We start from the raw sequence: 19292 nt of genomic DNA on the forward strand, positions 1-19292 counted from the left end.
GGCGTGCGTGCCGCCCTGTTACAAATTACGACAATTTCGGCCGTGACATGACAAGGTTGCGGGACAAGTCTTCCCCATAAGGGTTTCAGGAGCGGCGATGGCCGTTCGTCACCTTTTGGAAGGAAGATTAAATGATCCGCAAATTTTTTGGCACGGTCGCTGTCGGCTCGCTGTTCGTCGGTGGACTGGCGGTGTCACATCTGGCGCTGGCGCAACCCGGCGATGGCGCGCCCAAGGGCCGCCATGGCGGCATGATCGCGATGGCCGACGCCAACAAGGACGGCCAGGTCAGCAAGGCGGAGTTCACCGCCGCCCTTGATGCGCGTTTCACGAAGATGGACGCCAATCGCGACGGCAAGCTGACGAAAGAAGATCGCGACATCACCCGCAAGGCGCGGATGGACCAGCGCTTCGCCGCGATGGATGGCGACAAGGACGGCCAGATCAGCAAGGCTGAATTCGACGCCGCTCATCAGGCGCGGTCCGAACGCCGTGGCGGGGAAGGCCATGGCAAGCGATTTGGCCGGGGCGGCCATCATGGCTTTGGCGGCGGCATGATGTTCGGCCGTGGCGGGATGAAGGGCGAGGCCGCGAAGGATGGCGTGCTGACCCGCGCCGAATTCATGGCCCGGCCGATGGCGATGTTCGACAAGGCCGACAGCAACAAGGACGGCTCCGTAACCGCCGAGGAAATGAAGGCGGCGCAGCAGGCCCGGCGCGATGCATGGCAGCAGCGCCGTGGCATGGACGCCGCGCCGAAGGAATAACGCGCAAGGCAGGGTGGGGGACGTCCTCCACCCTTCCAAGCCGATGACAGTCGTGACAGATATCCCCCATGAGCGAAAAACCCCATCTGCTGCTCGTCGATGACGAGCGTTCGATCCGCGAGCCGCTGGCGCAATATCTGTCACGCAACGGCTTTCGCGTGACCGCCGTGGAAAGCGCGGCGGAAGCGCGGATGCGCCTCAACGCCAGCGCGATCGACCTTGTCATCCTGGACATCATGATGCCGGGCGAGGACGGGCTGTCGCTGTGCCGCCATATTCGCGAGACGAGCGAAATTCCCGTCATCCTGCTGACCGCGAAGTCCGAGGAGACGGACCGCATCGTGGGCCTCGAAATGGGCGCCGACGATTATGTGCTGAAGCCCTTTTCGCCGCGCGAACTGGTGGCGCGGATCAAGGTGATTTTCCGCCGCGTCGCGACCGGCGGCCAGCGGGTGACAGCGCCGGATGGCGCAACCTACGCCTTTGCGGGATGGCTGCTCAAGACGCATGAGCGCGTGCTGGTGGACCAGGAAGGCGTGGTGCTGCCGCTGTCGACCGCCGAATATAATCTGATGCTGGCCTTTGCAACCCGGCCCAACCAGGTGCTGAGCCGCGACCAGTTGCTCGACATCACGCAGGGGCGCGAGGCCAATGCGTTCGACCGCGCGATCGACAACCAGATCAGCCGCCTGCGCAAGAAGATCGAGCCGGACCCCAAGAACCCGACGCTGATCAAGACCGTGTGGGGCGGCGGCTATACGCTGGCCGCGGATGTGAGAAAGCTGTGAAGCGCATCCGTTTCTGGCCGCAGAGCCTGGCCGGGCAGATCATCATGCTGGTCGCCATCGCGCTGTTCGTGGCGCAGGCGATCAATTTCGGGCTGCTGTTGCAGGAACGCAACCGGCTGACGCTGACGGCGCAGACGGCGCCGGGCGTCTATCGCATCGCCGACGCGCTGGACAGCCGGGGCGAGCCGCCCGCCGCCAACCGGCCGCCGCGCGCGCGCTTTTTCAACGCCATGCCCGCGCTGGACGGCGACAGACGGCCGGAGATCGAGCGAAGGGCGCTGGCGATGTTCGCCGACATTGGCTTACCGGTCCTGTCGGTGCAGGTGTTCGAGCAAAGCCGCGCGCCGCCGCTGCGCCGGTGGGAACGGGTACGGATGCGCGCGATGGGCGATGAGCGCGGCGGTCCCCGTAGCCGCAGGCTGGTCATGGCGGCGGAATATGAGCAGGGCAAATGGATCGTCACGCAGTCGCGCATAGGCGACCGCCCGGCGCGCTATGGCGGCTGGCTGGCGTGGCAGACGCTGATCCTTTACGTGATCGTGCTGGCGCCGCTGCTGTGGGTCGGGCGGAGACTGGCGCGGCCGCTGGGGCAGTTGACGCGGTCGGCGCAGCAGTTCGCCCGCACCGGTTCGGCCGATCCGGTCGAGGAGCGCGGGCCGGGTGACGTGCGCGAGCTGACCACCGCCTTCAACGCGATGCGCAGCCGCATCGTCGCCATGCTGGACGAGAAGGACCGGATGCTGGGCGCGATCGGCCATGACCTGCGGACGCCGCTCGCGTCGCTGCGGGTGCGGGCCGAATCGGTCGAGGATGAGGGCGAGCGCGCGCGCATGTCCGAGACGATCGACGAGATGAACCGGATGCTGGAGGATATATTGTCGCTGGCGCGGGCGGGGCGCAGCACGGAAGCCGCGCAGAAGGTCGATCTGTCCGCGCTGGCCGATGCGGTGGTCGAGGACTTTGTCGAACTGGGATCAGCCGTCGAGATGGCGGACAGCGCGCGCGCAGTGGCTTCGGTAAGGCCGCAGCAGATCCGCCGGGCGCTGCGCAACCTGATCGAAAACGCCATCGTCTATGGCGAGCGCGCGCATGTATCGGTGGTGCGGGAAGAGGGCGCGATCCGCCTGGTCGTCGCCGATGACGGGCCGGGCATTGCCGAGGACCGCATGGAAGAGATGATGGAGCCGTTCACCCGGATGGAAGGGTCGCGCAACCGGGAGACCGGCGGCGCGGGGCTGGGGCTGGCGCTGGTCCGCGCGATCATGGCGGAGCATGGCGGCGCGCTGCGGCTGGCGAACCGGACCGGCGGCGGGCTGGAGGCCAGTCTGGTGATCCCGGCCTGATCCCGTCAGGCGGGATTACGGCTGGTGAACCATAGCCCGCCAAGGCTGATCGCGGCGGCAGCGGACATGTAGAGGCCGACCAGTTCGACGCCCTGCACCTGGATCAGCCATGTGGCGACGATGGGGGCCAGCGCGCCGCCGATGATCCCGCCCAGATTGAACGAGAATGACGCGCCGGTGTAGCGAAGCTGGACCGGGAACAGATGGGGCAGATAAGCGCCCAGCGGCCCGTAGACGAAGCCCATCAGGAACAGGGCCAGGCTGAGTATCAGGAAGATCGGCAGCAACTGGCCCGTGCCCATGGCGGGGCCGAAGATGACGCCCATCAGAACCGTGCCGATGCAGCCCGCCACCAGCACGCGCGTCGGGCTGGTCTTGTCCGCCCACCAGCCAGCGATGATGATGCTGAGCGCCATGAACAGGATCGCGCCAAGCTGAATCGCGAGGAAGGTTTCGCGGCCGATGTTGAGCGTGGTGGTGCCGTATCCGAGCGCGAAGGCGGTAGCGATATAATAGACGGCGAAGCAGGCGACGACCGCGAAGGTGCCCGCGACCGCTGCGCCCAGATGGTGGGAGAAGAGGGTAGCAAGGGGCAGGGCGGGCGGTGGCGCCTCGGCCTGGGCTGCGGCAAATTCCGGGGTTTCGCTGAGTTTCAGGCGGACCCAGAGGCCCAGGAACACCAGCACCGCGCTGCCAAGGAACGGGAGACGCCAGCCCCAGGCGAAGAAGTCTTCGTCAGTGAGAAACATGCCCAGGATCAGGAACAGGCCATTGGCGGCGAGGAAGCCGACCGGTGCGCCCAGTTGCGGGAACATGCCGAAGCGCGCGCGCCATCCGGGCGGCGCGTTTTCCACAGCGAGCAGCGCCGCGCCGCCCCATTCCCCGCCAAGGCCAAAGCCCTGCCCGAAGCGCAGGATGCACAGGATCAGCGGCGCCCACCAGCCGATCATCTGGTAAGTGGGCAGGAAACCGATCGCCAATGTCGATGCGCCCATCAGCATGAGCGAGGTAACCAGCGTCGCCTTCCGCCCGATGCGGTCGCCATAATGGCCGAACACCGCCGCGCCGAGCGGCCGGGCGAAGAAGGCGAGCGCCAGGCTGCCATAGGCCGCCATGAGCTGCGCGGAAGGCGATGTGGCGGGGAAGAACAGGGGGCCGAATACCAGGCTGGCGGCGGTGGCGTAGATATAGAAGTCGTAAAATTCGACCGCCGTGCCGATCAGGCTGGCCGCCAGCACCCGCTTGTGCCGCAGCATTGCCTCGATCCCGTTCGCTTCCATCGCCTGCACGCCCCCTCGCGCCATTTTCTACGACTTTCTTTTCTGGTTCAGTAATTCATAGGCCATCACCGCGCAGGCGACGGCGGCGTTCAGGCTGTCGGCCTTGCCCAGCATCGGCATCTTCACGAGCAGGTCGCATTCCGCCTCATAGGATTCGGGCAGGCCCTGCGCTTCATTGCCGACGAGCAGGAAGCTGGGGCTTTGGTAGCGCGGTTCCTGATAATCCTGGGTGGCATTGAGGCTGGTGCCGATCAGTTCGCCCGGACCCTGACGCAGCCAATGCATGAATTCGCCCCAACGGGCCTGGGTGATGGATTGCGTAAAGAGCGCGCCCATGCTGGCGCGTACGGATTCGACCGAAAAGGGATCGACGCAATCGTCGATCAGGATAAGGCCGCCAGCGCCCACGGCATCGCCCGTGCGCAGGATGGTGCCGAGATTGCCGGGATCGCGCAGCGACTGGGCGACGATCCAGATATCCGCCTTGCCCCGGTCCAGCTTTGCCAGCGGGGTCAGCCGGTCGCGATAGACGCCGACCACGGCCTGCGCATTGTCCTTGCCGCTGATCTTGGACAATATGTCGGGCGTGGTTTCGATGACGTCGCCCCCCGCATCCTCCATGGCCGCGATCAGGCCGACGGCCAGCGGGTGCGTCGATCCGGCATGGAACAGCATTTCCGGCAGCACGCCTTCCTCGCGCGCTTCGGTGAGGATGCGTAGGCCTTCGGCGAGAAACAGCCCCTCAGCCTTGCGGAACTTCTTTTCGCGCAAGGACCGCACACGCTTCACCAGCGGGTTGGAGAATCCGGTGATTTCGCGTGCCACGATCCTGTCTTGAGCCTTTTGGAAGTCCGCCGAAGCGGCCTCTCTATAGGGCGCGCGAGAAAAAGGGTAGTGGGCGCGTCAGGCCGCGCTGCATGCCTCCTGCCGGGCGATGGAGATGCGGTTGCGGCGGGTACGGACGCAACAGGCCTTATTCCTCGCCGAACTTGTCCTCGACCAGCGTCACCAGCTTGCCCAGCGCATCCGCCGCCTGCGGCCCCGTGGCGCTGATGACGATGGAATCGCCCATCGCCGCGCCCAGCATCATCAGGCCCATGATCGACGTGCCGGTCACTTCGCTGCCGTCCTTGCGGACGGTAATCTGGGCAGGCAGTCCGCTGGCCAGCGTCACGAATTTCGCGCTGGCGCGCGCGTGAAGTCCGCGTTTGTTGCTGATGCGGACTTCCTGACTCAATTCGCTCATGTAGTGCTACCCAATAGTTCAGATGCCACGCTGATATATTTTTGTCCGGCTTCGCGCGCGGCGGCGACGGCCTGGCGCACGTCCATGACCTTGCGCGCGCTTTCCAGGCGGATGAGCATGGGAAGGTTGATGCCCGCGATCACCTCGATCTCGCCCGCCTTCAGCAGCGAAATGGCAAGGTTGGACGGGGTGCCGCCGAACAGGTCGGTCAGCAGGATGACGCCTGATCCGTCATTCACGCGGGCGACGGCGGCGGCGATGTCGGCCCGTCGCACTTCCATATCGTCTTCCGGTCCGATGCAGATTGTTTCGATCTGCTGTTGCGGACCGACCACATGTTCCATCGCCACGACAAATTCCGTCGCCAGCGAACCATGGGTGACAAGTACCAGTCCAATCATCTATCTATCGGCCCAAATTGTTTCATGATTGTGCTTTCGGGCCTCCCGGTTCGCGCTTCTCCAGGCTGTCCCGGGGCGCTGATTCCATATTGCGGTGCGAGACCGTGGGCGAAAAGCCCGCGTCTTGCAAGTATTTGGCTACGCGTTCAGCGACATGGACCGACCGATGGCGTCCGCCGGTGCAGCCGAAGGCGACAGTGACGTAACTTTTCCCGCTTTCCGCATAGCGAGGCAGCAGCAGCGCCAGCAATTCTTCCATGCGGCGGACCGTTTCCTCATAAGCGGGATCTTCGATAATATAGGCGGCCACGGCCGGGTCGAGGCCGGTCTTTGGCCGCAGGTCGGGTTCCCAGTGCGGATTGCGCAGGAAGCGCATGTCGAAGACGAGGTCGGCGTTGAGCGGGATGCCACGTGAAAAGCCGAAGGACATGATCGTCAGCACCGGAGCCGACAGGCCGTCGCGGGAGAAGCGGTTGCGGATCTCCTGCTGCAAGCCGTTGCTGGTGAGGCTGGTCGTGTCGATGATATGGGTTGCCCAGCGGCGCAGCGGGTCGGTGAGTTCGCGTTCGCGCGCAAGCCCGTGCGCGGCGGGGCGATCCGACGCGAGCGGATGGCGGCGGCGGGTTTCGGCGAAGCGGCGCTCCAGCTCCATGTCCGAACAGTCGAGGAACAGCGTTTCGATGTCATGGCCCTGGCGGCTGCGCAGCGCCTTGATCCGCCGGACGATCGCCTGCGCGTCGAAACCGCGCGTGCGTGCGTCGATGCCCAGCGCCAGCGGGCGATCGTCTATATCCTCGTGGCCCGCAGGTACAGGCGTGTCGAGCAGGCGTTCGAGGAGCAGCAGGGGCAAGTTGTCCACGACTTCCCAGCCCATATCCTCCAGCGTCTTGAGCGCCGTCGTCTTGCCTGCCCCGGAGAGGCCGGAAACGAGCAGGATGGTCTTGGGCGTCGGAGCGTTCACGCGAGCCCCATGGTCTTGAGCGCCAGCTCGACCTTGATCGGCGCGGAAGGTTCGAGCGGGGCGATCCTGACCACCGGAATGGCGGCGCCTGCGATCATCCTTTCTTCCGGGTCGGCGGGCATCCGGTCGATGTCATCGGACAGATCGACCATCAGTGCGACGCGCGCATAGTCGATGCAGGGCATGTCGACGAGCCCGATGCCACGCACCTCCATCATGCCGGTGATGGTTTGCGGCGCGGTGGCCTCCAGCCGCCCGTCGACCCATTTCAGCAATGTATAATCGTCGCTGACGAGCGTTGCCCCACGGTCGATGAGCCGCAGCGCGAGGTCGGACTTGCCCACGCCGCTTGGCCCGCACAGCAATACCGCGCGCCCGCCGATGGCGACGCTCGTCGCGTGCAATGTTTCGCTTGTTTCTTCCCGCACCATACCCACTGCCTTCTTAGACCTTGTCCAGGCTGGTGGGAAACGAATTGCGGGGGCGAAAGCTGCTATCGTCGCAAAAACTTGAGGCTGGCGGCGTCCTATTCCGAGACAATTCCCGGATCGCGCTCGACCGCCATGGGCAGGCGCAGCATGAAGCAGGCGCCCCTCTGATTATCCTCGCGGTCGGCGATGCTGATCTTGCCCTGATGGCCTTCGACGATGGAGCGGGCGATGGCGAGGCCGAGGCCCGAATGCTTGCCGAAGCTTTCCGCTTCCGGGCGGACGCTGTGGAAGCGGCGGAACACATGTTCCCGCTGCGATTCCGGGACGCCCGGTCCTTCATCCTCGACGCTGACCAGCACTTCATTGTCGGCGACGGTCGCAACGATCTGGACCAGCCCGCCATCGGGCGAGAAGGAAATGGCGTTGTCGATCAGATTGTCGAGCACGCGCAGCAGGCGTTGTTCCTCACCCAGCACCACCGCCACATTCTTGCGCGGCCGGGCGAAGGCGAGGCGGATGTCGCGGGGTACGCCGCGCGCTTCGCGGGCGACGATCATGCGTTCGATCAGCAGGCCAAGGTCGATCGGTTCGAAACGGGTGCGTGAAAGCTGGGCGTCGATGCGCGAGGCTTCGGCAATGTCGGTGACGAGGCGATCCAGCCGCCGCACGTCGTCCTGCGCGATCGCCATCAGCTGTGCGCGAAGATCAGGCCTGTCCACCCGGTCCAGCGCATCAAGGGCGGAGCGGAGCGAGGCTATCGGGTTTTTGAGTTCATGGCTGACATCGGCGGCGAAGGCGTCGGTCGCGTCGATGCGCTGGCGCAGCGCATGGCTCATGTCCGACAGCGCGCGCGCCAGCATGCCGATTTCGTCGCGCCGTTCAGGCAGGCGCGGCACCGTCACTTCGCGCGCCCGGCCAAGGCGCACGCGAACGGCGGCGCGGGCAAGGCGCTGCAAAGGTTGAACGATGGTGCGCGCGAGGAAGAGCGAGAGCAGCACCGACGCCAGCACCGCTGCGGCGATGACGATCCCCAACCGCAGCCGTTCGGCGCGGACGATCCGGGTGATGTCGCGCGCGTTCTCAGTGGCGAGAAGGCTGCTGCCGTCCGACACGGTGGCGGCGGCCGAGATCATGAAGGTCCGGTCGGGCGCATAGCGGTTCATCGCCTGAGGCCGCCCCGTCTTGCGCGCAAGCGTGAGTTCCGGCCATGCATCGGCCCGGTCGATTGCTGGCTCCTCAAAATCAGGAGGGCGATCGGCGAAGACGACGCGATCCACCGCCTTGTCCAGGAAGCGCGCGACATGGCGCTGCCAGCCTTCCTCCGAAGGCAGGCGCAGGCGATAGCGGGGCGCGCGCATGGTGAAACTGTCGGCGACCAGTTGCCGGTCCGGCCCATAGCGGCGGATGCGGTCGCCCGTCTGGCGGGAATAGGCGGCGATCAGCAAATTCTGCCGGTCGGGCTGGGCCGCTTGCAGCCCGATGGCCAGCAGCTTCAATTCACGCGCGGATTGTTCCAGCCGCGCATCGACGATGCGCGTGCGGTAGCTGTCCAGATAAAAGAAGCCGCCCGCCAGCAGCGCCAGCGCGAACACGTTCACGGCCAGGATGCGCGGCGTCAGGCTGATACGGCCCGACCAGCGCAATCCCGCTTCGCGCGCCTCATTCCTCGGAGAAGCGATATCCGGCTCCATAGAGGGTGTCGATTGCATTGAATTCAGGATCAACCTCGCGGAATTTGCGGCGGAGACGTTTGATGTGGCTGTCGATCGTGCGGTCGTCGACATAGACGTCATCCTGATAGGCGGCGTCCATCAACTGATTGCGGTTCTTGACCACGCCCGGCCGCGCGGCGAGCGTTTCGAGGATCAGGAATTCGGTGACGGTCAGCGTGACGTCCTGTCCCATCCACTTCACCCGATGGCGGGCGGGGTCCATTTCCAGACGGCCGCGCACGATCGGGTCGGCGGCGGGTTCGTTGGGGGATTCAGGTGAGCGGCTTGCTTCCGAACGGCGCAGGATGGCCCTGATCCGGGCGATCAGCAGGCGTTGCGAAAAGGGTTTGGCGATATAGTCATCCGCACCCATGGCGAGGCCCAGCGCCTCGTCCAGCTCATCTGTCTTGGACGTCAGGAAAATCACCGGCATATGGCTTTTTTCCCGCAGGCGGCGCAACAGTTCCAGCCCGTCCATGCCCGGCATCTTTATGTCGAACACGGCGAGGTCGGCGGGATTGTCGATCAGCGCCTTCAGCGCGCCATCCGGGTCCGAATAGAGACGCGTCATGAAGCCTTCGGCCTGCAGCGCGATGGACACCGAAGTCAGGATATTCTTGTCATCATCCACAAGGGCGACGGTTGCAGTCATGCGTCTTTCCAAAGGTCGTGGCCGCCAAATCCAGGCCTTTCTTTCAAGCGTTAGACGATGCCCGCCTCGCCCGCAAGAAAGGGGTAGGCAGGCAATAATGCGGTTTGTGCTTCCTGATTTGGGATAAACGGCGCGCTGCCGGGGTTTGACGCTGGGGATGCAAAGGCTTATTGCCCCTGCCATCTGCAAGAATGACGCCGCGCACAAGGGATCGCGGCGCTGAGGAGCGGATGGGTCGCGGGCAGTTGCTGGCGAACCGGATTTACATATCAGGAGCTAAGGCGTGCAGGCCAAATCCTCTATCACCCTGGATCAGCAGGGCATTTCGACGACCGCTGAACAATACTGGAATCTGGGCACCGCGCCGCTCGTTGAAGCTGCTATCGCCAACGGCGAGGGCATATTGTCGAAGGACGGCCCGCTGGTCGTCAAGACGGGCAAGCACACCGGCCGGTCGGCGAGCGACAAGTTCATCGTCAAGGATGCCGAAACCGAATCGACCGTCTGGTGGGGCAAGACGAACGTCCCCATGACCCCGGAGCATTTTGCCGCGCTGAAGGAGGATTTCTTCAAGGCGCTGGGTGAAAAGGACAAGCTGTACGTTGCGGACCTGTTCGGCGGATCGCAGCCCGAGCATCGCGTCAATGTGCGCGTGATCAATGAGCGGGCCTGGCACAATCTGTTCATCCGCACGCTGCTGGTTCGCCCGAAGGCAGAGGAACTGGCAGGCTTCACGCCTGAATATACCATCATCGACCTGCCGACGTTCAAGGCCGATCCGGCACGCCACGGATGCCGCAGCGAAACCGTGGTGGCGGTCAACTTCACCGAGAAGCTGGTCCTGATCGGCGGCACGGCCTATGCGGGCGAAATGAAGAAGTCGGTGTTCGGCATCCTCAACTATCTGCTGCCGACCAAGGGCGTGATGCCCATGCACTGTTCCGCGAATATCGGCCCCAACGGCGATACGGCGGTCTTTTTCGGCCTGTCGGGCACCGGCAAGACCACCTTGTCGGCGGACGCCAGCCGCACGCTTATCGGCGATGACGAGCATGGCTGGTCGGACACGGCCGTCTTCAATTTCGAAGGTGGTTGCTACGCCAAGATGATCAACCTGTCGGCGGAGGCCGAGCCGGAAATCTTCGCCACCACCAAGCGTTTCGGCACGGTGCTGGAAAATGTCGTGATCGACGAGCACACGCGCGAAATCGACCTGGACGACAACAGCCTGGCGGAAAACAGCCGCGGTTCCTATCCGATCGACTTCATCCCGAATGCGTCGGAAAAGAATCTGGGTCCGGTTCCGAAGAACATCATCTTCCTGACCGCCGACGCCTATGGCGTGCTGCCGCCGATCGCGCGGCTGACCCCTGAGCAGGCCATGTATCACTTCCTGTCCGGCTATACCGCGCGCGTCGCGGGCACCGAGATCGGCGTGACCGAACCCAGCGCGACCTTCTCAACCTGTTTCGGCGCGCCGTTCATGCCGCGCCATCCGTCGGTCTATGGCAATTTGCTGAAGGAGCGGATCAACAAGGGCGGCGTCACCTGCTGGCTGGTCAACACTGGCTGGACCGGCGGCAAATATGGCGTCGGTAAGCGCATGCCGATCAAGGTCACCCGCGCGCTGCTGAACGCGGCGCTCGACGGGAGCCTGAACAGCGCGGAGTTCCGGGCCGATCCCAATTTCGGTTTCCAGGTGCCCGTGGCGGTGCCGGGGGTCGATACGACGATCCTGGATCCGCGCGCGACCTGGGCGGACAAGGCGGCCTATGACGAGACCGCCGGCAAGCTGGTGAAGCAGTTCGTCGATAACTTCGCCCAGTTCGAAGAGCATGTGGATGCGTCCGTGCGCGACGCTGCGCTGACCGCCGCCTGACACTGAACGATCATCATTATTGGCACAGGAGCCGGAGGGAGCGATCCTTCCGGCTCTTTTGCTTTCGGGCGGCGCGGCGCAATGCTATTCTGCCCCCAGCCATAGACGGGATATGAACATGATTGACCATCTTCTGAACAGTGTGGGCGGGCTGGAGGCCGTTGCGGCCAAGCTGGGCGTGAGCGCCGAGCAGATGCAGGCGCTGATGGCCGAAATCGGCGGCAAGATCGCGGCGGGCGAAACCGATGTGGCGGCACTGGCGACCACGGCGGCCGAACATGGCGTGTCGGCTGACAAGTTGCAGGAACTGTTCGCGCAGTTCGGTGGGCCGGAAGCCATTATGAGCAAGATCGGCGGCCTGTTCGACGGCGATGGCGACGGCAATCCCATCAATGAATTGAGCCGGTTGGCCAAGGGCCTGTTCGGCTGAAAGGTTGAGCGATTCCGCCAGCATAGGCGCTGGCATGATCGTCAGCTTTCGGGCGCGATAGTTTTTTCACCTTGCCTTCACGGGGGCTGAAAGGCATTCGGCCCACATCACTTATTGCGAAAGCCACGCAACTGGCGTCCACATCGGGACGTTCGCGGATGGATTTGGCAGGAGGCAAAGGTTTTGAGCGACGTGACGATCGAAAAGCCGGTGTTGGAACCGACCGGGGCCCTTAGTGTCGAAACCGTGCTGTCGGTGCGGCACTGGAACGAGCATCTGTTCAGTTTCCGCATCAGCCGCCCGGCAAGCTTCCGTTTCCGGTCGGGCGAGTTCGTCATGATCGGCCTGCAGGGCGATAATGGCAAGCCGCTGCTGCGCGCCTATTCGGTGGCAAGCCCTTCGTGGGACGAGGAGCTGGAGTTCCTGTCGATCAAGGTGCAGGACGGCCCGCTGACTTCCAGGTTGCAGATGATCCAGCCGGGCGACCAGATTTATCTCGGCCGCAAGCCCACCGGCACGCTCGTCACCGATGCGCTGTTGCCGGGCAAGCGGCTGTTCATGCTGTCGACGGGCACGGGCCTTGCCCCCTTCCTCAGCCTGGCGCGCGACCCCGACGTCTATGAATTTTACGAGGAAGTGGTGGTCGTCCATTCGGTGCGCCGGGTCAGCGATCTGGCGTTCCATGACGAACTGGAAGGCAAGCTGGCGGAAGATCCGCTGGTGTCCGAACAGGCGGCCAACCAGTTCCACTATGTCCCGACCGTCACGCGCGAAGATTTCCGCAACAATGTGCGGATCGACAAGCTGGTCGAAAATGGTGCGCTATTCGAAGGGCTTTCGGGGGACAGGAAGTTCAATCCCGAAACTGACCGCATCATGATGTGCGGCAGCATGGAGATGATCAAGCAGTTCGCCGCCTATTTCGAGGGCGAGGGCTTTGTTGAGGGCTCCAACGCAGCGCCGGGCGCGTTCGTGATCGAGCGGGCGTTTGTCGGCTGATCCTTGACGGACGGTGTTGAATGAGGGGGCTGGCGGCGACGCTGGCCCTTTTTGTTTGGCGATTATGCACTTTACAAACCTAGAAGCTAATCGTCATCTTTCAACTGGCCAGCGTTCAGTTCGCCCATGAGAGCCCATGCTTTCCTTGCAGGCTCCCACTCGCATATTACGACAGATTTGAACCGTCCCGCTTCAAGCAGTTTGTGGGCCCTTTCCTCAAGATCGACCCAGCTATCGGAATATTCAGATGAATCGACAGGCAGGCGTCGGTTCTCTGTCTCCCAACATCGAAGCGCGTATCTGTGTGCGCCCGTGGACTTCACGCAGGTTTATCCGGCGCAGGCTTATGCTTCACGACCTTGGCAAGCCTCTCCTTGAAGTGCTGCGGATCATCGTCCGTCTCTAGCTCGCGGGCGGCTTCCTTGAACTTGTCGAGTTGGGTCTTAGGCACTTCTGTCATGCGGGGGACATACCACAAGCCGCCCTTCGGATCGCTGGCATAACGCTTGGGAGGCGGTTCGGCGCCTCCCACCTCAAAATTGTCTCAAGCCAGCTCCACATGCAGCACTGACGCCTCGGCTCCCACCACACGGACCCGCGCTCCAGCGGGCGCGTCGGGGCCTCGGCAGGACCAGACGCTGTCACCTACCTTCACGCGGCCTCGTCCGTTGTCGATCGGTTCGACCACGGTGACGATTTCGCCCACGAGGCGGGCCGTGCGGTCGTTGAGCATCGGGTCTTGCGATGCCACCGGATTGGCCGCGTACCAGCGCCGTCCGCCCCAGACGGAGGCGAGGCAGAGCAGGGCGAAGATCAGCAGCTGAACGGGAACCGATACGGGCAGGACAAGCGCGATGAGGCCGGTCACTGCCGCGGCCAGCGCGACCCAGATCAGGAACACGCCGGGGATCAGCACTTCCGCCATGCCGAGCAGCGCGGCGAAGACCAGCCAGCCCCAATGATCTTCCAGCATGCCGAGCCAGTCCATCAGCCCTGGCCCTGGGCAAAGGGGCTGCGGCGCGGCGGGGCGGGTGGCGGGGGCGGTGCGCCGCCTTCACCCAATGCTTCCTTCGCCAGTGCGCCGATGCCGCCCAGCGTGCCGATCAACTGGGTCGCTTCGACCGGGAAGAGGATGGTCTTGGCATTGGGGGACGTGGCGAACTGGCTCACCGCGTCAGTATATTTCTGGGCGATGAAATAGTTGAGCGCCTGCGGGTTGCCGGCCGAAATGGCGTCGGACACCATCTGTGTCGCCTTGGCCTCCGCCTCCGCCTCACGCTCGCGGGCCTCGGCATCGCGGAAGGCGGCTTCGCGGCGGCCCTCGGCCTCCAGGATCTGGCTCTGCTTCTGCCCCTCGGCTTTCAGGATCTCGGCGGCGCGCATCCCTTCGGCGTCGAGGATGTTGGCGCGCTTTTCACGTTCCGCCTTCATCTGGCGGCCCATGGCGCTGACAATGTCGGCGGGCGGGCGGATGTCCTTGAGCTCTACGCGGGTGATCTTGATGCCCCAGGCGTTGGTGGCGTGATCGACGACCGACAGCAGGCGCGCGTTGATCTCGTCGCGCTTTGACAGGGTTTCATCAAGGTCCATCGAGCCCATGACCGTGCGGAGGTTGGTGGTCGCAAGCTGCATGATGGCGACATAGAGTTCCGACACTTCATAGGCCGCCTTGGCCGCGTCCAGCACCTGGAAGAACACGACGCCATCGACCGACACCATGGCATTGTCCTTGGTGATGATTTCCTGCCCCGGAATATCGACCACCTGCTCCATCATGTTGATCTTGCGACCGACCGCGTAAAAGAAGGCGGGATAGAAATTAAGGCCGGGGCGGGCGACTTCGGTGAAGCGGCCAAAACGCTCTATGGTATATTGATAACCTTGGCGGACCACCTTGACGCTTACCGCCAGATAGAAAAGCACCAGGAAGGTTACCGTCAGCGCGAAGGTCGTCAGCATGTTTTTATCCCCCTATGAAACTTGACTATGACGCGAAATCGTTAAGGGGAAAAGGCAAACCGTCACCAAGCCATGCGGCCGACCCAGGAGACTTGCCATGTTGCTGCACCACGCCCGATCGCTGCTGTTCCTGCCCGCATCAAACCAGCGGGCAATCGCCAAGGCGCGCACGCTGCCGTGCGACATGGTGATACTGGACCTGGAGGACGCCGTATCCGATGACCGCAAGGATGAGGCGCGGGAAAGCGCCGTCGAAGCCGCTGGCGAAGGTTTCGGCGGTCGCCTGTGCGCGCTGCGGATCAATGTGGCAGGGACGCCATGGCATGGGCTGGACATGGTGGCTGTCAAACAGTCCCGCGCGGATTATGTCGTGTTGCCCAAGGTGGAGAATGCCAAGCAGGTGAAGGATGTGTTCAGCGTCTGCCAGAAGCGCGTCATCGCCATGATCGAAAGCGCCGCCGGGGTGCTGGCCGCGACGTCGATCGCCGCGGAGGAAGGGACCGCCGGACTGTTCATGGGGAATAACGACCTGCGGCAGGATCTGTCGATTCCGCCATCGGCGGGGCGAGAGGGGCTGTCCTTCGCCATGCAGTCAGTGATCCTGAGCGCCCGGGCGGCGCGCGTCGCGGTGTTCGATGGCGTGTTCAACCGGCTGGATGACGAAGCCGGTTTCGAGGCGGAATGTGCCGCCGGTCATGCGATCGGCTTCGATGGCAAGACGCTGATCCACCCGAGCCAGGTGACGGTCGCCAATCAGGTGTTCGGCCCCGACGCGCAGGCGGTAGCCGATGCGCGGCGGTTGATCGAGGCGGCGACAGGCGGCGCGGAACGCTTTGAAGGGCGCATGATCGAAAGCATGCATGTCGAGGAGGCCAAGGCTCTGGTGGCGAGGGCGGAGGCGGCTGGGCAATGATGGGTGCGTGCTAGCCGCCGGACAGCGATGCGCCCCAATATTGGCGTGCGAAACGCCGTACCTCGCCAGCCATTTCCTGATCTTCTGGTGCGCCGCCGCCGAAGCCGCCATGGGGCATGCCTTCGAAAATGTGGAGTTCGACCGCTATGCCCGCGCGCAGCAGCGCCCGGTGCATCCTGACCGTGTTGGACAGGAACAGGTCGCGGGTACCCGCCTGAAGAAAGGTTGGCGGGAAGCCTGCTGAAAAATCGCCGAACAAGGGCGACAGATAGGGATGCGCCAGATCATGCCCGGCGGCGTACAACAGGTTGGCGTTCATCAGGGGGCGGGGCAGTATGACGTCCACCAGCTGATTGGTTTCGAAACTGTCGCCGGATTCGGTGAGGTCCAGTTCCGGGGTCAGCAATATCACTGCGGCAGGTAGGGGCAGGCCTTCATCGCGGGCGCGCAGCACGGTTGCGGCAGCCAGATTGCCGCCAGCCGAGCTGCCACCGATGATGATGTGTCGCGGATCATGGCTGTTCAGCAGCGCCCGGTACACAGCGACGCAATCGTCCAGCGCGGCTGGGTAGGGATGTTCGGGCGGCATGCGGTAGTCCACCCCATAGCAGGCGACACCATGCTGATCGGCGTTCCGCTGCGCTCCTGTCCGGCAAAATTCGCCTTCTCCATGGATCAGGCCGCCGCCGTGAATGTCGAGATAGACGCGGCCATCCATGTCCTGATCTTCAGGTGTCGCCAGATGGACGCGGGCGCCCGCCATGTCGAAGCTTTCGACTGTCGATCGCAGGTTGGGCGCACGGGCGGACGAGAAGTCGATCATGAACTTGCCCATCACTTCCTTCGAGCGTGCCCAGCCTTCCAGATCGTCGGGCGCAGGTTGCGGCATTGCGTTCAGCGGCAGGCCGTCCGGCCCGACCATCGACGCGAGGAAAGCGCGCGCCTGGGCGCTGATGGATCTGGGGAAAGGGATGGTCCGGCCAGCTATGCTGACACCCTGCATATCGTCCATTGGTCGTGCCTCTCCTTATCTGTCGGCCGGATGATGAAGGGCAGTGGGACAGGAGGCAAGGTTGTTGAGGTCAGTCGCGCGGATGGCGGGCGGTCAGCAGGTAGTTGATCGCCTTGTTGGACGAAAGCGTGAAGCCTTTGCGCGGGTCGAAGGAAAGGCCGCTGATGTCCGTGACCTGCAACCCGGCGTCGGCAATCAGGCGCGAAAGCTCTTCGGGCGTCAGGAATTGATTCCAGTCATGCGTCCCCTTGGGAATGCCGCCGATGCTTTCGCCGATGCCGATCATCGCCAGGCGCGAAAGCGGCGTGCGGTTAGGCGTTGACATGACGAGCAGGCCGTCCGGCGCGAGCCTGGTCGCCAGAGCCTTTATGAAGGCGGCCGGATCGGCGACATGCTCGACCACTTCCATGGATGTGATGAGATCGAAGTCGTGTTCGTCAAGCTGTTCGACCGGCGTGGCGCGATAGTCGATTGACAGATTCTGTCCGGCGGCATGGGCGCGCGCGACGGCGATATTTTCTTCCGCCGCGTCCAGCCCCGTTGTGGCCGCGCCCAGCCGTGCCAGAGGTTCGGTCAACAGGCCCGCGCCGCATCCAACGTCGAGGGCGCGTTTGCCTTCGAGTGGGCGGAAACTTTCTTCCTCGCCATGCCAGTGGCGATCGATCGCGCCGCGCAGATAGCGCAGCCTGACGGGGTTGAGCTTGTGCAGCATCGCGCTGCTGCCCTTTGGATCCCACCAATCCTTGGCCATGGCGCCGAAATGCGCGGCCTCGCGGGGGTTGATGGTGCTGGGTGATGGATCGGCCATGCGTCCTGACTATCAAGCTCCGCGATTGCGCGCCACGGACATTTACTTCTTTAGGGGCGGGTTCCGGGGCGGTGGCCCTTCGCCGTCGAGATATTTGTCCTCCGCGTCGAGTTGGCGATGCAGTTCGCGCGTCGCCTCTTCGGTGCGCGCCATTTCTTCGGGGCTTCTGTGCCGTCGGTTGCTCATCATGACGTAGATGAGCACAAGGCCGAGCAGGATCGGTCCGCCGATGGTGACCAGCGCCCAAATGCTTCCGTCCATGCCATCCTCCATTTATCTGGTGCGCAAGGAATGAACGACGGCGGGGCGGTGTTCCCTGTGAGGGTGGCGTTGCTTGCCATATCCGTGGCGGCTGCTATAGCGACGCCGTTTTTTCCCCGAAGGGAAATTGCTTCTTTCCAGATCAGCAGGCAGGTTCGACAGGCAAATGGCGCGCATCGTGATGAAATTCGGCGGCACCTCCATGGCGGGGATGGAGCGAATTCGCAACGTGGCCGCGCGGGTCAAGCATGTCGTCGATCAGGGTCATGAAGTCGCGGTCGTCGTGTCCGCCATGGCGGGCGAGACGGACCGGCTGGTCGGCTTTTGCAAGGAAGCGTCGCCGCTTTACGATCCGGCCGAATATGACGTCGTGGTCGCGAGCGGCGAACAGGTGACGAGCGGTCTGCTCGCCATGACGCTGAAGGCCATGGGCGTGGACGCGCGCAGCTGGCTCGGCTGGCAGCTGCCCATCCGCACCAACGAAGCCCATAGCAAGGCGCGCATCGGCGAGATCGACACGATCGACCTGCTGACGTCGATGCGTTCTGGCACCGTGGCGGTGATCCCCGGTTTCCAGGGCATGATGGAAGATGGCCGCATCTCCACGCTGGGCCGGGGCGGTTCGGACACCTCGGCTGTTGCCGTGGCCGCCGCGCTGAAAGCCGATCGGTGCGACATCTATACCGACGTCGATGGCGTCTACACCACCGACCCCCGCATCGTGGCGCGGGCGCGCAAGCTGGACCTCGTCACCTATGAGGAAATGCTGGAGTTGGCGTCGGTCGGCGCCAAGGTGCTCCAGACCCGCTCGGTCGGCCTCGCCATGAAGGAAGGCGTGGTCGTGCAGGTGCTTTCCTCCTTCGATGATCCCACCCAGGAAGACCTCCCCGGCACGCTGATCGTCAGCGAAGAGGAACTGGAAGCCAAGCTCAAGGAAAACAAGATGGAACGTCAGCTCATCACCGGCATCGCCCATGACAAGAATGAGGCGAAGATCACCCTGACCCGCGTGCCCGACCGTCCGGGCGCGGTGGCGCACATCTTTGCCCCGCTGGCCGATGCCGCGATCAATGTCGACATGATCATCCAGAATGTCGGCCGCGACAAGGGCGAGACGGACGTGACCTTCACCGTGCCGGGCGCGGACCTGGCCCGCGCGCTGGACGTTCTGGAGAGCCAGAAGGAAACGATCGGCTTCAACCGCGTGATCCCCGACACGAAGGTCGCGAAGATCAGCGTCGTGGGCGTCGGCATGAAGAGCCATGCGGGCGTGGCGTCCACCATGTTCCAGTCGCTGGCCGATCGCGGGATCAACATCCTCGCCATTTCGACCAGCGAGATCAAGGTTTCGGTGCTGATCGACGAGGATGAGACGGAGCTGGCGGTGCGCGTGCTGCACACGGCCTATGGGCTGGACGCGCCGGTCGCTTGATTCAGACAATCACCCCTC

The 19292-nt window shown here is 63.9% G+C and carries 22 protein-coding genes; 8 read left to right on the top strand and 14 right to left on the bottom strand.

What is annotated here, in order from left to right; translation table 11 throughout:
- Positions 1-131: 131 nt before the first annotated feature.
- The 3 genes from K663_RS04030 to K663_RS04040 all read left to right on the top strand — a co-directional run bounded on the left by K663_RS04030 (position 132) and on the right by K663_RS04040 (position 2898).
- Positions 132-767 carry an EF-hand domain-containing protein gene (locus K663_RS04030; RefSeq protein ID WP_062114388.1) on the top strand — a complete coding sequence of 212 codons (636 nt, stop codon included), beginning with the start codon at positions 132-134 and terminating at the stop codon, positions 765-767.
- Positions 768-835: 68 nt separating this feature from the next.
- Entirely contained in the window at positions 836-1555 is a 720-nt protein-coding gene (locus K663_RS04035; protein ID WP_062114391.1) for a response regulator, read from the top strand.
- Positions 1552-2898, top strand: a complete 1347-nt coding sequence (locus tag K663_RS04040; protein WP_062114393.1) for a sensor histidine kinase — start codon at positions 1552-1554, stop codon at positions 2896-2898. Before K663_RS04035 ends, K663_RS04040 begins: the two co-directional genes overlap by 4 nt.
- A 5-nt stretch (positions 2899-2903) precedes the next feature.
- Here the strand turns inward: K663_RS04040 and K663_RS04045 are convergent, their stop codons facing one another.
- The 8 genes from K663_RS04045 to K663_RS04080 form a co-directional block, all read right to left on the bottom strand.
- Positions 2904-4202 carry an MFS transporter gene (locus tag K663_RS04045; protein WP_062114396.1) on the bottom strand — a complete coding sequence of 433 codons (1299 nt, stop codon included), beginning with the start codon at positions 4200-4202 and terminating at the stop codon, positions 2904-2906.
- A gap of 3 nt (positions 4203-4205) precedes the next feature.
- The gene (locus tag K663_RS04050; RefSeq protein WP_062114399.1) at positions 4206-5003 is read right to left on the bottom strand and encodes a TrmH family RNA methyltransferase; all 798 of its coding nucleotides are present in this window, start codon (positions 5001-5003) and stop codon (positions 4206-4208) included.
- 148 nt (positions 5004-5151) lie between these two features.
- Complete coding sequence (locus K663_RS04055; RefSeq protein ID WP_037461445.1) at positions 5152-5424, bottom strand: HPr family phosphocarrier protein; 273 nt, start codon at positions 5422-5424, stop codon at positions 5152-5154.
- Entirely contained in the window at positions 5421-5825 is a 405-nt protein-coding gene (locus K663_RS04060; protein ID WP_037461446.1) for a PTS sugar transporter subunit IIA, read from the bottom strand. The genes K663_RS04055 and K663_RS04060 overlap by 4 nt, the downstream gene beginning before the upstream one ends.
- Positions 5826-5847: 22 nt before the next feature.
- Positions 5848-6786, bottom strand: a complete 939-nt coding sequence (gene rapZ, locus K663_RS04065; RefSeq protein WP_062114402.1) for an RNase adapter RapZ — start codon at positions 6784-6786, stop codon at positions 5848-5850.
- Positions 6783-7217 carry an HPr kinase/phosphorylase gene (locus K663_RS04070; protein ID WP_062120287.1) on the bottom strand — a complete coding sequence of 145 codons (435 nt, stop codon included), beginning with the start codon at positions 7215-7217 and terminating at the stop codon, positions 6783-6785. The genes rapZ and K663_RS04070 overlap by 4 nt, the downstream gene beginning before the upstream one ends.
- 95 nt (positions 7218-7312) lie before the next feature.
- Positions 7313-8908, bottom strand: coding sequence for a sensor histidine kinase (locus tag K663_RS04075; RefSeq protein ID WP_062114406.1), 1596 nt, complete (start codon positions 8906-8908; stop codon positions 7313-7315).
- Positions 8877-9581, bottom strand: a complete 705-nt coding sequence (locus tag K663_RS04080) for a response regulator transcription factor (RefSeq protein WP_062114408.1) — start codon at positions 9579-9581, stop codon at positions 8877-8879. The genes K663_RS04075 and K663_RS04080 overlap by 32 nt, the downstream gene beginning before the upstream one ends.
- Positions 9582-9864: 283 nt before the next feature.
- Between K663_RS04080 and K663_RS04085 the strand changes: the two genes are divergently transcribed.
- From K663_RS04085 to K663_RS04095, 3 genes are all read left to right on the top strand, one after another.
- Positions 9865-11460 carry a phosphoenolpyruvate carboxykinase gene (locus tag K663_RS04085; RefSeq protein ID WP_062114411.1) on the top strand — a complete coding sequence of 532 codons (1596 nt, stop codon included), beginning with the start codon at positions 9865-9867 and terminating at the stop codon, positions 11458-11460.
- 112 nt (positions 11461-11572) lie between these two features.
- Positions 11573-11890 (top strand): hypothetical protein, encoded by a 318-nt coding sequence (locus K663_RS04090; protein WP_037461462.1) that lies wholly within the window; start codon positions 11573-11575, stop codon positions 11888-11890.
- Positions 11891-12073: 183 nt separating this feature from the next.
- Entirely contained in the window at positions 12074-12889 is an 816-nt protein-coding gene (locus K663_RS04095) for a ferredoxin--NADP reductase (protein ID WP_062114414.1), read from the top strand.
- Positions 12890-13208: 319 nt separating this feature from the next.
- Here the strand turns inward: K663_RS04095 and K663_RS24600 are convergent, their stop codons facing one another.
- From K663_RS24600 to K663_RS04110, 3 genes are all read right to left on the bottom strand, one after another.
- Positions 13209-13349 (bottom strand): hypothetical protein, encoded by a 141-nt coding sequence (locus K663_RS24600; protein WP_201026671.1) that lies wholly within the window; start codon positions 13347-13349, stop codon positions 13209-13211.
- Between the two features lie 84 nt (positions 13350-13433).
- The gene (locus K663_RS04105) at positions 13434-13877 is read right to left on the bottom strand and encodes an NfeD family protein (RefSeq protein WP_062114422.1); all 444 of its coding nucleotides are present in this window, start codon (positions 13875-13877) and stop codon (positions 13434-13436) included.
- Entirely contained in the window at positions 13877-14848 is a 972-nt protein-coding gene (locus K663_RS04110; RefSeq protein WP_037461472.1) for an SPFH domain-containing protein, read from the bottom strand. The genes K663_RS04105 and K663_RS04110 overlap by 1 nt, the downstream gene beginning before the upstream one ends.
- A 97-nt stretch (positions 14849-14945) precedes the next feature.
- Between K663_RS04110 and K663_RS04115 the strand changes: the two genes are divergently transcribed.
- Positions 14946-15761, top strand: a complete 816-nt coding sequence (locus tag K663_RS04115; RefSeq protein ID WP_062114424.1) for an HpcH/HpaI aldolase/citrate lyase family protein — start codon at positions 14946-14948, stop codon at positions 15759-15761.
- A 10-nt stretch (positions 15762-15771) separates the two neighbouring features.
- Here the strand turns inward: K663_RS04115 and K663_RS04120 are convergent, their stop codons facing one another.
- The 3 genes from K663_RS04120 to K663_RS04130 all read right to left on the bottom strand — a co-directional run bounded on the left by K663_RS04120 (position 15772) and on the right by K663_RS04130 (position 17842).
- Positions 15772-16773: an alpha/beta hydrolase gene (locus K663_RS04120; protein WP_062114427.1), complete on the bottom strand. Its 1002-nt coding sequence runs from the start codon at positions 16771-16773 to the stop codon at positions 15772-15774.
- A gap of 70 nt (positions 16774-16843) precedes the next feature.
- Entirely contained in the window at positions 16844-17581 is a 738-nt protein-coding gene (ubiG, locus tag K663_RS04125) for a bifunctional 2-polyprenyl-6-hydroxyphenol methylase/3-demethylubiquinol 3-O-methyltransferase UbiG (protein ID WP_062114430.1), read from the bottom strand.
- Positions 17582-17623: 42 nt separating this feature from the next.
- Entirely contained in the window at positions 17624-17842 is a 219-nt protein-coding gene (locus K663_RS04130; protein WP_235589515.1) for a hypothetical protein, read from the bottom strand.
- Between the two features lie 166 nt (positions 17843-18008).
- Between K663_RS04130 and K663_RS04135 the strand changes: the two genes are divergently transcribed.
- Positions 18009-19274, top strand: coding sequence for an aspartate kinase (locus tag K663_RS04135; RefSeq protein WP_062114434.1), 1266 nt, complete (start codon positions 18009-18011; stop codon positions 19272-19274).
- The last annotated feature ends 18 nt before the right edge of the window (positions 19275-19292 follow it).

Source organism: Sphingobium sp. MI1205, from assembly GCF_001563285.1.
Classification (GTDB): Bacteria; Pseudomonadota; Alphaproteobacteria; order Sphingomonadales; family Sphingomonadaceae; genus Sphingobium.

Coding starts and splice junctions, on each gene's coding strand:
- ubiG (WP_062114430.1), bottom strand. CDS start 17,581: ATGGCCGATCCATCACCCAGCACCATCAACCCCCGCGAGGCCGCGCAT.
- K663_RS24600 (WP_201026671.1), bottom strand. CDS start 13,349: ATGACAGAAGTGCCTAAGACCCAACTCGACAAGTTCAAGGAAGCCGCC.
- K663_RS04070 (WP_062120287.1), bottom strand. CDS start 7,217: ATGGTGCGGGAAGAAACAAGCGAAACATTGCACGCGACGAGCGTCGCC.
- K663_RS04090 (WP_037461462.1), top strand. CDS start 11,573: ATGAACATGATTGACCATCTTCTGAACAGTGTGGGCGGGCTGGAGGCC.
- K663_RS04115 (WP_062114424.1), top strand. CDS start 14,946: ATGTTGCTGCACCACGCCCGATCGCTGCTGTTCCTGCCCGCATCAAAC.
- K663_RS04110 (WP_037461472.1), bottom strand. CDS start 14,848: ATGCTGACGACCTTCGCGCTGACGGTAACCTTCCTGGTGCTTTTCTAT.
- K663_RS04060 (WP_037461446.1), bottom strand. CDS start 5,825: ATGATTGGACTGGTACTTGTCACCCATGGTTCGCTGGCGACGGAATTT.
- K663_RS04045 (WP_062114396.1), bottom strand. CDS start 4,202: ATGGCGCGAGGGGGCGTGCAGGCGATGGAAGCGAACGGGATCGAGGCA.
- K663_RS04030 (WP_062114388.1), top strand. CDS start 132: ATGATCCGCAAATTTTTTGGCACGGTCGCTGTCGGCTCGCTGTTCGTC.
- K663_RS04120 (WP_062114427.1), bottom strand. CDS start 16,773: ATGGACGATATGCAGGGTGTCAGCATAGCTGGCCGGACCATCCCTTTC.
- K663_RS04135 (WP_062114434.1), top strand. CDS start 18,009: ATGGCGCGCATCGTGATGAAATTCGGCGGCACCTCCATGGCGGGGATG.
- K663_RS04075 (WP_062114406.1), bottom strand. CDS start 8,908: ATGGAGCCGGATATCGCTTCTCCGAGGAATGAGGCGCGCGAAGCGGGA.
- K663_RS04055 (WP_037461445.1), bottom strand. CDS start 5,424: ATGAGCGAATTGAGTCAGGAAGTCCGCATCAGCAACAAACGCGGACTT.
- K663_RS04105 (WP_062114422.1), bottom strand. CDS start 13,877: ATGGACTGGCTCGGCATGCTGGAAGATCATTGGGGCTGGCTGGTCTTC.
- K663_RS04035 (WP_062114391.1), top strand. CDS start 836: ATGAGCGAAAAACCCCATCTGCTGCTCGTCGATGACGAGCGTTCGATC.
- K663_RS04080 (WP_062114408.1), bottom strand. CDS start 9,581: ATGACTGCAACCGTCGCCCTTGTGGATGATGACAAGAATATCCTGACT.
- K663_RS04130 (WP_235589515.1), bottom strand. CDS start 17,842: ATGGACGGAAGCATTTGGGCGCTGGTCACCATCGGCGGACCGATCCTG.